We start from the raw sequence: 14,865 nt of genomic DNA, 5'->3' as shown, positions 1-14,865 counted from the left end.
TCTGGTTGCTGCGGGCTTTCTCATTGGTTTATTTTACCAGCTTTTGTCACCGAAGTTTTTTTGACCTGAATCCTTACTCTCAATGGTCAACTTTCCACTTGATATATTTGCCAAAGTGAGATGCACCCCTCCAATAATGAATGATATCAACTCCGCTAGCATCGGAATTGTCAAATCGAATCAACAGTCAATACTCAACTATCATTCAGTTTTTCGACCCCTCCTTCAACAGTCAACAGTCAACAGTCAACTATAATTCCGGTGGCACCGGAATTATAGTTGACCCATAACCAATGCCCAGGTTCCATTTTTTATACAATAAAATTCAAGTGTTTTCTAGCAGCAACCGTTACCATTCTCCCGCGATTTGTCCGCTGCAAAAATCCGATTTGCATTAAATAAGGTTCGTATACATCCTCAATGGTTTGAGTGTCTTCTCCTGTAGAAGCTGCGAGGGTTTCTAAGCCCACAGGGCCGCCGTTAAAGTTCTCAATCATTGCTGTCAAAATCCGCCGATCAGTCCAATCTAAACCTAGCGGATCGACGTTGAATAATTCTAGGGCGAGTGAGGCAACTTCGGCATCAATTGGCTTTAAATTTTTGACTTCGCTGTAGTCTCTAACTCGCCGCAGCAAGCGGTTAGCGATGCGGGGGGTTCCGCGAGCTCGGCGGGCAATTTCTACCGCTCCTTCTGGGGTGATTTGAGTGTCGAGAACTTGGGCGGTTCTTTGGACAATTAGACTGAGCTCGTCTATTTCGTAGTACCGTAATCTTTGGATCAAGCCGAAGCGATCGCGCAATGGAGATGTCAGCGACCCAACTTTTGTGGTTGCTCCTACTAAGGTAAAGGGTTTCAGGGGAATGCTGCGGATTTTGGCGCTTTTGCCTTGACCGATGGTAATATCTAAGCGACAGTCTTCCATCGCCGGATAGAGGATTTCTTCTGTAACCTTAGATAAACGGTGAATTTCGTCGATAAACAGCACGTCGCCTGCTTTGAGGTTGATCAGCAATCCGACAATATCTCGCGGTTTTTCTAAAGCCGGGGCTGTGGTGATTTTGCATTCAACTTCCATTTCTGCTGCTAAAATTAGCGACATTGTGGTTTTTCCCAACCCTGGCGGCCCGTAGAGTAACAAATGATCCATCGGTTCGCCGCGGGATTTGGCGGCTGCAATTGCGATCGCCAAAACTTCTCTCAAGTCTTTTTGCCCGATGTATTCAGCTAAGCGCTGGGGCCGGATTTTGTCGTCTTGTTTGCTGTTGATTTCGTCGGGTAGTTCTTGCGATTCTAGCAAAGATTCCGCCTGGGGTTTGGCAGCTTTTTTGCGACGGGCTGGGGCTATGTCTTCGGGTAGATTTGGGTCAGGGGGCTGTTGTTTGGAGGAGATAATAGTCATATTTATCTGCGATCGGGCAGCGGGAATTGTTTACAATTGTTAGCAGAATCTTTACAATTATTGAGTTCGTGATGAGTATTCCATCTTCTTTATTAGCATCGGAAAGCATAACTTTTGAGGGGGCGATCGAGCTGACTCAATCTTTACTGTCGTTGATTGAGGCCGATCAACTTTCAGAGGCCGACATCGAGCAAGCTGTTAGATCTCTGGTGAAAACACAGAACGGTGCTAGGGGTTTTTTTGTCACCTATCTAACGGACGATTTACCGGAGGCAGATCGCCCGTCACCCGGAGTAGTCGAGGCGCTGCGATCGGCTCCTGAGATCGTAGCAGAACTGCTGGTGAAAAATTTGGCGATGTCGGCGGCAATGGTAGTGTATCATTCGCGCCATCAAAGCGAGGAAAAGGCGGCCGGTTCTGCTAGAGTGCAGAAGCGATCGCGCAATTTAATTCAAATCCTGCAAATGCCCGCCTGTCAAACTCTAGCGTCGCAAATGCTAGAAAGTTTGCAGAATGCCAAGGGCGAGTATGAGGAATTTTTCCAGCGGTGGGGCTACGACAACGAGCAAAAACTAGCGATCGGTTCGGCAGTGCGATCGGCGATCGGCTAAAATAACATACTTCGCCAGGGTGGCATATGCTTGATCAAAGCGACGGGGCTGTGGAATAATTGCGGTTTAGCAAAAGCTGCACAATTGTAGCTTGAGTTGATTTAGGTGTGAAGCTAGTGAACGAGGGCGAAAAAATTGCAGAGAACGGTGAAAGGAGTTGCCCAAAAGGCCCGAAGGGTAGGCGGCAAGCTGCCCGCAATTCGCCAGCGGTGGGCCAAGCTGAATCTGCTGGCAACATTGGTGCGCCGGGACTTGGAAGCTCAATACAAAGGCTCGATTCTGGGCAATTTGTGGCCGCTGCTGAATCAGCTATCGCAATTAGTGATTTACACTTATGTATTTTCGATCGTCCTCAAGGTAAAGCTCAGCCTTGCAGGCTTCCCGGAAAACAGCGACATTACATTTGGAGTGTGGCTGTTCGCAGGTTTGCTGCCTTGGAGTGCCTTCACCAGCGGTTTGATCAAGTCGGGAGTATCGGTGGTGGGGCAGCCGAATTTAGTGAAAAAAGTGGTATTTCCTCTCGGTTTGCTGCCGCTAGTGCCGATTTTTACAGCTTTTATTGAAAGTTCTCTGGGTTTAGCAGCTTTGATTGTCATAGTAGCAGTGTCCTCGCAAAAGCTCAACGCTACTTTATGCTTGCTGCCGCTAGTTTGGATCCCTCAGTTGCTGCTGACAGCCGGTTTGGGATATTTGACAGCGGGCTTGACGGTGTTTTTGCGAGACATTCCTCAGACATTAGGTGTTATTCTAAATTTTTGGTTTTATTTGACGCCGATCGTCTACCCAGCATCAGTAATCCCCCAAGAGTGGCGAGCGTGGATATTTTGGCTGAATCCAATGGCCGCCATCTCGGAGGTTTATCGAGACCTCATACTGCTTGGAGAAGTTAAGCACTGGGGCGAATGGGGTGTCGCCACGCTGATTTCTGCTGCTATATTTTGTGGAGGTTTGGCGGTTTACCGACGTTTGCGTCCCGCTTTTGCTGACGTGCTGTAAATTTGTTGCAGAGCGAAAGTCCATCTAACATCTCAAATCGAGGGTGCTGTAAATTTGTTTTATATCTACAGTCAATCTAAAATCTAAAATCTAAAATCGATTGTGCTGTAAATATGTTTGAGATTTCAAGTCAATCTAAAATCTAAAATCTAAAATCTAAAATCGATTGACTGCCGCCCATGACAGAAAATGTAATTTCACTCAAAAATGTTTCCAAATGCTTTAAGCGGTACGATCGTCCAGGAGACCGCTTAAAGGAAATTATTTACCCCAGCAAAAAACTCGCTGACGAATTTTGGGCTCTGCACGATATCAATCTGGAAATTCCTCAAGGACAAACTCTGGGAATCGTCGGTCGCAACGGTTCAGGAAAAAGCACTCTCCTGCAAATAATTGTGGGGACGCTGACGCCTACCGCAGGCAGCGTGGATGTTAAAGGACGAGTCTCCGCTTTGTTGGAACTCGGAAGCGGGTTTAACCCGGAATTTACCGGGCGGCAAAATGTGTTTTTTAACGCTCAGTTACTGGGATTCAATCAAAAACAAACTGAAGAAAAGTTTGACGATATAGCTGCTTTTGCTGATATTGGGGATTTCATCGAACAGCCAGTCAAGACTTATTCTAGCGGTATGTTTGTCAGGCTAGCTTTTGCCGTTGCGACTAGCGTCGAGCCGGATATTTTGGTGGTTGACGAGGCCCTTTCCGTGGGCGACGAAGCTTTTCAACGAAAGTGTTTTGCCCGCTTGCAAAGCATTCAGGAAGGTGGCGGAACGATTTTATTTGTTTCTCACGCTGCTACTTCTGTGGTGCAACTTTGTACGTCGGCGATTTTAATAGATAGCGGTGAATTGCTGCTTGCTCACACCCCGAAGGTGGTAATTTCTAAGTATCAAAAGCTGATATATGCCGATCCGGATAAGGTTCTGGGATTGAAGTCAGATATTCGAGATCTGAACCAACTGACAAAACAGGAAAGTCAAGACCCCCTTCAGTATGCTAATTTAGAAATCACAAAGACGGAAGTTAAACCCGAGCAACATGTCTCCAAACCAAAGGAATATTACGAGGAATTTTACGATCCGGGGATGATACCGTCGAATACGGTAAGGTATCCGTCTCGTGGAGCGGAAATTATTAACCCCCACATCGAGACTATGAGCGGAAATGTGGTAAATCACTTGATCGGTCGTCAAGATTATATTTATACTTATTCTGTCACTTTCTCGCGGTCAACTTCCAAAGTTAGGTTTGGAATGTTGATTAAAACAATTAGCGGTTTTGAGTTGGCGGGTGCTTCTTTGAAGGGTTCTACTCAGTCAGTTAGGTATGTGGAAGCGGGAACGACAATTGTAGTGAAGTTTCAGTTTAAATGTTTGCTGAATCCCGGGGTTTATTTTCTGAATGCTGGGGTTGTGGGAACGGTAGATGGAGATTTAACTTATTTGGATCGTTGCGTTGATGTAGCGATGTTTAGAGTTCAGTCTTGTACTGAGTCTTGCGGTAACGGCATTGTTGACTTGCTGATCGAACCGTGTTTAACTATTGTTAATGCTGATTCTATGATGAAAGAGCCGTCAACCGAGGTTATCTAAAATTCTGTGAAAACTATGAGCGAGAGCAATTTAGATTTAGTCGAAAATCCCGTAATCAAAGCATTTATTCGAGATCAAGCTAAGTTTCCCGAAGATTTTAAACTGAAGATCTGCGAAGACGATGAAATGTATTTGTTCAGCTTGAAAAACGTCGCAGACGATCTAGACGATGGCACTCGGGCTTTGGTGCGCTATTATGCGATCGGGCGCAGCGTCCTGGATACGGTTAAACAAGTTGTGGAATGGCATTTTGGCAGTTTTGAAAATGTACCGTCTTTTCTAGATTTTGCCTGCGGTTACGGTCGATTTACCCGGTTTTTGATTCAGGAAATGCCGCCGGAAAAAATTTGGGTTTCTGATATTTATGCTAACGCGGTCAAGTTTCAAACTGAATACTTGGGGGTCAGCGGTATTGTCTCGACGGGAAAACCAGAAAATTATTTAATTGACCGAAAGTTTGACTGCATTCTGGCTAATTCTTTTTTCAGCCATATGCCGGAAAGAACTTTTACGAATTGGCTCCAAAATTTGTATGATTTGTTGACTCCTAACGGCATTTTGATGTTCAGCGTTCACGATCAGTGTTTGCTGCCGCCTCACATAGAAATGCCGGCTAACGGTATTTTGTTTAGTCCCCAAAGCGAAAGTCAGTCTTTAGATAAGGAGGAATACGGCACAACTTATGTAACAGAAAAGTTTGTGAGAAAACTTGTCGAGGAAGTTAGCGGAGGTAAAGCTTTTGTTCACCGCCTCAAAAAAGGCATCTGCAGGTTTCAGGATTTGTATGTTGTCACAAATCAGCTAGTGAGAGATTTTTCGGAGTTGAAATTTAATCACCAGCCGGGAGGATATATTGATGTGGCTGCTTTTACAGGTAAAGGTAGTTTATATTTGGAAGGATGGGCGGCTGATGTGAATCTCGACGGTCGAATAGAGGAGGTGCAAGTGCTGGTAAACGGTGAGGTTGTGCAGAGGTGCGAGCCTTTTTACGATCGCCCGGATGTGGCTGCACATTTTCAAAAAGAGGCGATTTTGCAGTCTGGTTGGAACTGTTATTTACCGAAAAACACTGTGACGCCACAGGATGTGTTAATAGTCAAAGCAATCAATAACTACGGTGCGGAATGGATTCTGGAAACTTGCACTGTGAAATCGCTGCTGAGCCAAAAGCAATCGCAGTCTCTTTTGGGGTCTACTCAGACAAAAATTAAACTAATCGAGACTCAGTTAGCTTCGGCTCAAATAGAAAGGGAGCAAAGTCAAAGTAAGTTAATGATTACTCAAACCCAGTTGCAAGAAACTCAAACTCAATTAATTTCAGCTCACACGCAGTTGGAGCAGACTCAAAATCAGTTAATCTCTGTGCAAACGCAGTTGGAGAGAACAGAAAATCAGCTAATTAATCTCAAGCAAGAACTAGAGCAAGCGCAGAATCTAGTTTTGGCAATGGAAAGCAGCAAGTTTTGGAAGCTGAGATCTACGTGGTTTAAAGTCAGGCGAAAGCTGGGCTTAGCGGGAGAGTAGCGATCGAGTAAAATTGGTGTGGGAATTAGGGCGAGGGAGAAGGGAGAGAAATTGTGAGTACAAATGACACCAAACCGTCGGTTTTTATTGTTACCGGAATGCACCGTTCCGGTACGTCTTTAACAGCTTCTTTGTTTCAGAAAGTCGGGGTTGATATTGGCAAAAAGTTAGTGGGCCCGGCCGACGGAAATGTGAAAGGTCATTTCGAGAATGTTGATTTTGTGGAGTTTCACAAAAGTGTTTTGCGATCGCACGGTATTGATGAACTCGGCTGTACCTTTGAAAAAACGATTCCGGTAGCACCAGAATACGTCGAAATCGCCAAAAGGGCGATCGACCAAAATCAACTTCCTCACAAACATTGGGGTTGGAAAGACCCGCGAACAACCCTTTTTTGGGATTTTTGGCTGAGTTTGCTCCCAGAAGCTAATTTTATCTGTGTTTATCGATCGCCCTGGGAAGTAGTCGATTCCCTTTACCGTCGGGGAACCGATGTCAGCTTGCTGCAAAATCCCGAAATGGCGGTGAAAATGTGGATTCACTACAATCAAAAACTTTTAGAACTTTACGAACGTTTCCCCGATCGGTGTCTGCTAGCAAACGTTTACCCGATCGGCAACACTCCCGAACTTTTCATTTCCGGAGTTAACGACAAATTTAATGTCAACTTAGGTGCGATACCGGGCGACAATTTTGAACAATCTTTATTAGTCAACGATATTGTCAAAAGTCACAGACCGAGTTTAATAGAAAAATATTTTCCCGAAGCATTAGAACTATATGAACTTTTGGAAACCCAAGCAGGAAATCTGAGCAGCGAATCGAAAGATGCGATCGATCGAGTTATTCATGGACCAGCATCACCAGTCTGGCCATTTGAAGATTGGCTCAAAATCCGCTTGCTGGAAAAACAGCAAAAAACTAGCTATTGCGAAATCAAACAGTGGCAAGAACAATTTCACCAAGCCCAGGCGAAAGTCTTGGGATTGGAAACAGAATTAGGAGAAACTCAAGTACAGCTTGCAGGAAAAGAATCAAATTTTCAAGAAGCTTTAGCGAAACTGCTAGGATTAGAAACAGAATTGGGGCAAACTCAGGGACAGCTTGCCGGTAAAGAATCACAATTTCAAGAAGCTTTAACCAAAGTATTGAAATTAGAAGCAGAATTAGGACAAACTCAGGTACAGCTTGCCGGCAAAGAAGCGCAATTTCAAGAAGCTGTCGCCAAACTGCTCGGATTAGAAACAGAATTAGGACAAACTCAGGTACAGCTTGCCGGTCAAGAATCGCAATTTCAAATAGCTTTAGCGAAAGTATTGGCATTAGAAGCAGAATTAGGGCAAAGTCAAGTACAAATAGAAGAGAAAGAATTTAGATTGCAGGAAAAGTTGGCTGAGTTAGTGCGGTTGGAAACAGCACAAAGTCAAACTCAGGAAACATTAAATGAAACTCGGGAATATTTGGAACAATCGCGCCAGGAAAATGAAAGATTGCAGGCAGAAATGGCGGCAATCAAGTCTTCGGACTGGTGGCAAGTGAGAGAAAAATGGTGGGAATTTAAGCGCCGAATCGGCGAGTTTTTCCCAACCTTTGTTTTTTCGTTAGACCAACCCACTACTTGGCAAGTTTGCGATTCCAACCTGCTAATTGTGGGCTGGGTTTTTCACAGAAAAAAGGAGATTACAGCAGTCCGCGCCCGAATAGAGGACAAGAGTTTCGCGGGTGTTTACGGCATAGAAACAAGCGATATAGCCCCCGTCCACTCTAATATTTCGGCGACGAATAAATTTTGTTTTACAATTGAAGTGCAAGCGTCGGCAGGACGGCACGAAGTGCTGCTGGAAGCGCAAGACGAGCGAGGGAAATGGCATCTTTTGGCAGCTTATCCGCTGGTAGTTTCAACGATTCAAGCATCGTTAGATGTACCGGCGGTGTGGGAACAGCGTCCGGGTCAAATTTTGTTTGCAGGTTGGTGCTGCCACCACGATCAAAAAATTGCTAAATTAACCTTTTTGTGCGGCGATAATTCTGTAGAATGCGCCTACGGTTTGCGGCGAAAAGATGTCGGCGAGGTATTTCCCAACTGGGTTAACAGTTCGGAAAGCGGCTTTGAAGTCCTTGTTGATTTGCCTCCAGGGGAATGGCACGTTTCGCTGCAAGCTGAGTTAGAAACTGGGGAAATTTTGTATTTTCAAGCACCGAAAATATTGAACGTGCGGCGCTACGATATCTGGCAGCGAAGTGCTGATAAATTTGAGGAGTTTTCGAGTTTTCTACAGGCAATCCGGCAGCGGGCGAGGGAGAGAAAACAGCGTCTGGGCAGAATTGTGCCGATGCCTTGGGAAATTGTCAGGGTGATTCGCCAGTTGGGGAAGATTTATCGGCAGCAAAAACAGTTTACTGCGCCTGGAGATTTGCTGCCGCCTGCGGGTTTTGTGGTGCCTCAAGCCATTGATAGGTATGACGCTTGGCTGGAGGTGAATCAGTGGAACGATCGCGCGCGCAATTACTTGATTTCTCGGTTAAAATCCTGCCGGGAACCGCTGCCAAAAATCTCCGTGGTGATGCCAGTTTACAATCCGCAGATAGATTTTCTCACAAGTGCGATCGCTAGCGTAATCAATCAAGTTTATCCCAACTGGGAACTCTGCATTGCCGACGATTGCAGCACCGATTTCACTGTTGCTGAAAATTTGAAAAACTGGGGTCAAAAGGACGATCGCATCCGCATCACATTTCGCACAGAAAACGGCAACATCAGCGCAGCAACTAACAGCGCCGCCGCCCTGGCAACAGGCGACATCATCCTGTTTTTAGACAACGACGACGAACTAACTCCCGACGCATTAGGCGAAGTCGCCCTATATTTTGCAGCGCATCCAGCTACGGATTTTCTCTACTCAGACGACGACAAAATCGACACCAAAGGTCGCCGGTTCGCCCCGCAATTCAAACCAGAATGGTCGCCGGAACTGCTGCTTTCCTATATGTATCTCGGTCATTTGTGCGCCGTAAAAAGACACATTTTTGAACAAATAGGCGGTTTGCGGATAGGTTTGGAAGGCTCGCAAGATTACGATTTTGCCTTGAGAGCAACGGAAATTTCTCGCCACGTCGCGCACCTGCCGCTAGTGCTGTATCACTGGCGAACAGCACCCGGTTCTACAGCCATATCTGGGGCCGCGAAACCAGCCAGTTTTGCCGCCGGTCAAAAAGCCATTCAAGACGCACTAAACCGCCGAAAAATTAAGGGCAATGTCGCTCAGCACGCATGGGCAATTAAAGAAAATTTGGGAATATTTGCCCAGGATTTCCCGGATAATGGCCCGTCAGTAACGGTGATTATTCCTACTAAAAATCAGCTTAAATTGCTGAAAGCCTGTTTAGATTCTCTGGAAAATACCACCTACAAAAATTATCAAGTTGCCATCATCGACAACGAAAGCGACGACCCGAAAACTCTGGAATATTTAAAGCAATTAAATTGCCAAGTTTTGCGGATAAAAAATCCAGGGGATAAGTTTAGTTTTGCAGCAATTAACAACCGCGCTGCCGAACAAGTTGACAGCGAATATGTGTTGTTTTTGAACAACGATACAGAAGTAATTAACCCGCGCTGGCTGAGTCAAATGGTGGGATACGCTCAAATTCCCGCTGTGGGTGCAGTCGGCGCGAGGCTTTTATATCCCGACGGCCGAATTCAGCACGCGGGCGTAATTCACGGCCTGCATCACAGTTTGGCGGGTCACGCTTTTAAGCTGATGAACAGCGAAAATCGAGGCTATCTTTCTCAGGCGATGGTGACGCGAAATTACTCGGCGGTAACAGCGGCTTGCATGATTACTCCGCGTCAATTGTTCTTAGAATTGCACGGTTTTGATGAGGAGAATTTTGCTGTTGCTTACAATGATGCAGATTACGGATATCGGCTGTTAGAACGGGGTTATCGGTGTGTATATTGTCCCGATGCGGAATTGTTGCATAAAGAGGGAACTTCTAGGGGTTTTACCGACAATCCTCAAGAAGTGGCGGCTTTTAGGCGCAAGTACGCGGGGAAAAATGACCGTTTTTACAGTCCTCACTTGTCTTTAGAAGATGAGTATTTTCATATTCAACCCCGACGGTTTTTTATGAAGGAAGAAGGAAGTTCGGCAACGAGCAATTTACGGGATGTAATGGATGTAACGGATAGATGGAAGAAGGAAGAAGTCCGAGGCCAGAAGCAAGAACTAAAATTTGGTGATTTGGACTCTTTGATATCAGCAAATAATTTGGTAAATCCTATCAAAGTTTTGATGTGCAGCAATTCGCTGGATTTTACGGGGGCGCCGCTGCATCAATACGAAATCGCGGTGAAATTGGCGGCTGAAGGTGTGATTGAGCCGATCGTACTTTGCACAACAGAGGGGCCCCTGCGTCAAGCTTACGAACAGCAGGGAATTGAAGTAATTGTGCGCGACAATCCTCTCGAACACATCTATCAGCGCGATGTTTACAATGAAGCTGTACGCAGTTTTAGTAAGGAAATTGAAAGTTTAAAAGTAGATGCAATTTATGCCAATACTTTAGAAAACTTTTTTGTAGTGGATGCGGCGCGGCAAATCGAGATTCCGGCGGTGTGGAACGTGCACGAAAGCGAACCTTGGCAAACTTATTTTAACAGGTTTGGTTCGGAAATTGCGGCGAGAGCTTTAGAGTGTTTTCGCTTTCCTTACAAAGTGATTTTTGTGGCGGATGCAACGCGGGATAGGTATTTGCCTCTCAACAGCCACCACAATTTTACAGTGATTCACAACGGCTTAGATTTGAGAAAACTGCAAAATTCGGATAATTCTGAATCGGCTAGAAAAACTTTAGGTGTTGCAGCGGAAGATGTGGTAATTTTGCTGCTGGGAACGGTCTGCGAACGCAAAGGTCAGCAGGATTTAGTTAAGGCAATTTCACTTTTGCCTGAGAAATGGCAAAATAAAATTAGGTGTTTTATTGTTGGCGATCGCCCGAGTATTTACAGCAATCAATTAGCCGATTTGGTTGGTGAATTGCCCAAAAATTTACAGCAAAGGGTGACTGTTGTCCCGGAAACTTCGGAGACTGGGAAATATTACCAAGCCGCAGATATTTTTGTTTGCACTTCTCGCGTCGAAAGTTTTCCGAGAGTGATTTTGGAAGCGATGGCTTGCGATTTGCCAATTATTACAACGCCAGTTTTTGGGATTAAAGAACAAGTGAGACCTGGAATTAACGGTTTGTTTTACACGCCCGATCGTCCAGAAGAACTAGCGGCATCACTCCATACTTTATTGGAGGATAAATCTTTGCGCCAGCGGTTAGCAGAAAATGCTAAATATGTGTTAGATTCGTTGAATAGTTTTGCAGAAATGACTCAAGCTTATGGTCAAATTTTTAGAGAAGCTTATTTTACGACTAAAAAGTAATCATTCAAGATTCAATGGTAAAAAAGTAGGGCGTCAAATTTCGAGGATCGGGGAAGAGAACACCTCCAATGAATTAACAGCTAGAAATTACTGGGAGACTAACCCAACAGCCGGCTTTACGAAGCAAGGTTACTGGTTGTCTAATCCGATTATTGAAAAAGCTATAAACTATCGGCTGTCAGGTGGTAACACTCAAGGTTACTGGCTAACCTGGTTAGTCAAAAAATATTTCAAAAATCGACGGTTCGATCGTCTTTTGTCTATTGGTTGCGGTGTGGGGAATCACGAGATTTTGATGGCTAAATTAGGATTAGTCACTCAAATTGATGCCTTTGACTTTTCAGAAAATTCTTTAGAAATTGCTAGAAAAGATGCCGCTGCCGCGGGAGTAGAGATTAATTTTTATCAAGATGACTTTAATTTGTTTGCGATTGATGATAATAAAAAATACGATCTAGTTTTTTGCTCGGGTTCGCTGCATCACGTCAGAGAACTAGAACGATGTTTATCAATTGTTCAGAAATGTTTAAAACCCGATGGATATTTTATTGTCAATGAATACATAGGAGATTGCTACAATATATATAATCAAGCTCAAGTGGATGTGATTAATCGCATTTACAAATGTTTTCACTCCACGCTAAGGTCGGGAACAACTGAAAAATTTTCTAGTCCAAGTATTGAGGAAGTATTGGCGAGAGACCCTTCAGAAGCAGTCCGGTCAAAGCTGATACTTCCGTTTTTAGAATTCTACTTTGATGTGGAAGTCTTGAATCCAGCCGGTGGGGGGTTGCTTCACGAACTTTACCCTTTTTTAGATCACGCTCAACTTTCAGAGGGAGAACCCAAGAGTGAAACAATAATAAAGTTATTGCTTGAGATTGAAACAATCTTAATGGAGCGACCGGGAGGACTATCAAGCGACTTTTGTTTGTGTATTCTGAAACCTAAAAAAAAGAAATGGAAATAATACCGCCTAAAATAGATTACGAAGAAGCTTGGGATAGCTACGCCCAAGAATGGAAAGACAATAATCCTGAACTCGCTTATTTGGGCGATGAATGGATAGGAAAAGGTGCCGGTGCGGCTAACTCGCTATCAGAATATGAATCCTTGATAGAACAGCAATTTATTGCACCGTACATCAAAAAAGAACATCGCGTTTTGGAAATTGGTATCGGCGGCGGAAAAACAGGTTCGCTGTTGCTGAAATATTGCGATCGACTAATTTGTGCCGACATTTCCAGTCAAATGCTGCAAGCCGCCCGATCGCGCTTGGGAACCGATCGCGTTTCTTACGTCAAACTCGACGGTTTAACATTAGATGGCATCGCCCCGTCCTCAGCCGATGCCTGCTTTTGTTACGATACAATGGTACACGTAGAGCCTGTAGACATATTCAACTACCTAACTCAAATTCCCAAACTGCTGCGGGGCGATCGAATTTGCGTCTTTCACCACGGGAATATTCTCAGCGAATTAGGTTGGCAAAAATTCGCCGACGAGTGGGACAAAAACCTGCTGGGACGCAGAGACGGCACTGCATTTTCAGTTATGACCGATACAATTATGGAAAAATTTCTCACTCATTTAAACTATGAAATCATCCTGAAAAATACATTTTCAGTACCGCGAGATTGCGTCTGGATATGCAAAGCACCAACCCCCAATGAATAAAACTAAAGCTTTTTAGCCGCATCTAAATCTTTTATTCCAACTAACAACAGAAAACAGTCAACAGTCAACAGTCAACAGACAACAGACAATGAAAGCATTATTTCTTCATCCCAACTTCCCCGCCCAATACCGCCACATTATCACGGCTTTAGGCGCCGATCCCAAAAATCAAATTGTTTTTGGCACTAAAAACGAGCGTCCCGAATGGAACATTCCCGGCGTTCGCAAAGCAGCATTTACACCCAGCCGCGAACCCCACGCGCAGACTCACCAATACGTCCGCCCTTTAGAAAGCGCCGTCATCTACGGACAAGCCGTATTTAGAATGGCTGAACAACTCAAAGCAGATGGTTTTGTACCCGATATTATCTGCGGACATTCTGGTTGGGGACCGACATTGTTTGTCAAAGAAGCCTTTCCAAATACGCCGCTTTTGTGTTATTTCGAGTGGTTTTATCACTCGATCGGTTCCGACGCAGATTTCGACCCAGCGGAACCTTTAACAGTTGACGATATGGCCAGAATTAGAATCAAAAATGCGCCGATTCTGATCGATTTATATTCTTGCGATTGGGGTTTGTCGCCCACTTATTGGCAACGATCGCAATTTCCGCCAGAATTACAACAAAAATTATCCACACTCCACGACGGCGTAGATACCGATTACTTCAAACCAAACCCCGGCGCTAAACTGGTTTTGCCGAATTTAGACTTGTCTGGCGTTGATGAAATTGTCACCTACGTATCGCGGGGGATGGAACCTTACCGGGGTTTTCCAGAGTTTATTGAGTCGATCGCCTACGTGCAAGAACGCCGCCCCAACTGTCACGTCGTAATCGTTGGATCAGAAAGAGTTTGTTACGGGCGTTCTTTACCGAATGGCGAGTCTTACAAAGACCATATGCTGAAAAAAGTGCCGCTAGATTTGTCGCGAGTTCACTTTGTCGGGCCGCTACCTTACGGACTGTATTTAAAAGTAATTCAAGCATCGGACGTACACGTTTATTTAACCAGACCTTTCGTGTTATCTTGGTCGATGATTGAATCTTTATCCACAGGATGTTTAGTAATCGGTTCCGACACTGGGCCCGTGAGAGAAGTTATCCGCGATGGAGAAAACGGTTTGCTAGTCGATTACTTCTCGCCGAAACAAGTAGCCGATCGCATTGATGAAGTTTTAGACCATCCAACCCGCATGGCAGAAATTCGCGTCAAGGCCCGTCAAACAGTATTAGAACGATATTGTTTAGCTAAAATGTTGCCGCAACATTTACAACTGATCGAGCAAGTCGCAAATCGTTCGATGCCGCCTACAGTTGGTATGCAACCAGAACGGGAATTAGCAGCATCTTTTGCAGTGAGAAGTTAACAATCAAGTTGGTCAGGACTCAAGCCCCTGTCAAAAGCCCTCCTGTGCGACTGTACCGCACAGGAAAAGCTACCAACTAGACTATAAACCAATACGCTTGGGTTAAAAATATTTATTCCTCGGAGATCCCCCTAAATCCCCCTTAAGAAGGGGGACTTTGAGTAAGTTGTTGTCCCCCCCTTTTTAACCCACATTCCGCAGATGTGATTATCTTACTGGTATTTTTCAAAAATCAAAGCCATAAAGCTTTTTTTAGTCTAA

9 protein-coding genes are annotated in these 14,865 nt (G+C 44.7%); 8 read left to right on the top strand and 1 reads right to left on the bottom strand.

Features of this window, described 5'->3' with window-relative positions; genetic code table 11:
- Nucleotides 1–311 precede the first annotated feature (311 nt).
- Nucleotides 312–1,400, bottom strand: coding sequence for a Holliday junction branch migration DNA helicase RuvB (ruvB, locus tag QUB61_RS33535; RefSeq protein WP_333134783.1), 1,089 nt, complete (start codon nt 1,398–1,400; stop codon nt 312–314).
- A gap of 71 nt (nt 1,401–1,471) precedes the next feature.
- Here ruvB and QUB61_RS33530 point away from each other — a divergent pair, with 71 nt between their 5' ends.
- The 8 genes from QUB61_RS33530 to QUB61_RS33495 all read left to right on the top strand — a co-directional run bounded on the left by QUB61_RS33530 (nt 1,472) and on the right by QUB61_RS33495 (nt 14,604).
- Nucleotides 1,472–2,011 (top strand): hypothetical protein, encoded by a 540-nt coding sequence (locus QUB61_RS33530; protein WP_333134785.1) that lies wholly within the window; start codon nt 1,472–1,474, stop codon nt 2,009–2,011.
- Nucleotides 2,012–2,158: 147 nt separating this feature from the next.
- Entirely contained in the window at nt 2,159–3,007 is an 849-nt protein-coding gene (locus QUB61_RS33525) for an ABC transporter permease (RefSeq protein WP_333134788.1), read from the top strand.
- Nucleotides 3,008–3,186: 179 nt separating this feature from the next.
- A complete protein-coding gene (locus tag QUB61_RS33520; protein ID WP_333134790.1) occupies nt 3,187–4,599 on the top strand; it encodes an ABC transporter ATP-binding protein in 1,413 nt (470 codons plus the stop codon).
- A 15-nt stretch (nt 4,600–4,614) separates the two neighbouring features.
- Nucleotides 4,615–6,123 (top strand): methyltransferase, encoded by a 1,509-nt coding sequence (locus QUB61_RS33515; RefSeq protein ID WP_333134792.1) that lies wholly within the window; start codon nt 4,615–4,617, stop codon nt 6,121–6,123.
- A gap of 53 nt (nt 6,124–6,176) precedes the next feature.
- A complete protein-coding gene (locus QUB61_RS33510; RefSeq protein ID WP_333134794.1) occupies nt 6,177–11,558 on the top strand; it encodes a glycosyltransferase in 5,382 nt (1,793 codons plus the stop codon).
- Nucleotides 11,515–12,528 (top strand): class I SAM-dependent methyltransferase, encoded by a 1,014-nt coding sequence (locus tag QUB61_RS33505; RefSeq protein WP_333134796.1) that lies wholly within the window; start codon nt 11,515–11,517, stop codon nt 12,526–12,528. Before QUB61_RS33510 ends, QUB61_RS33505 begins: the two co-directional genes overlap by 44 nt.
- Nucleotides 12,519–13,235: a class I SAM-dependent methyltransferase gene (locus QUB61_RS33500; RefSeq protein WP_333134798.1), complete on the top strand. Its 717-nt coding sequence runs from the start codon at nt 12,519–12,521 to the stop codon at nt 13,233–13,235. Before QUB61_RS33505 ends, QUB61_RS33500 begins: the two co-directional genes overlap by 10 nt.
- Nucleotides 13,236–13,323: 88 nt before the next feature.
- Nucleotides 13,324–14,604, top strand: a complete 1,281-nt coding sequence (locus QUB61_RS33495; RefSeq protein ID WP_333134800.1) for a glycosyltransferase family 4 protein — start codon at nt 13,324–13,326, stop codon at nt 14,602–14,604.
- Nucleotides 14,605–14,865 lie beyond the last annotated feature (261 nt).

The organism is Microcoleus sp. C2D2, from assembly GCF_036702495.1.
Classification (GTDB): Bacteria; Cyanobacteriota; Cyanobacteriia; order Cyanobacteriales; family Microcoleaceae; genus Microcoleus.
The sequence above is the reverse complement of the archived record's forward strand: the minus strand, read 5'-3'. Positions and strand labels throughout refer to the sequence as shown.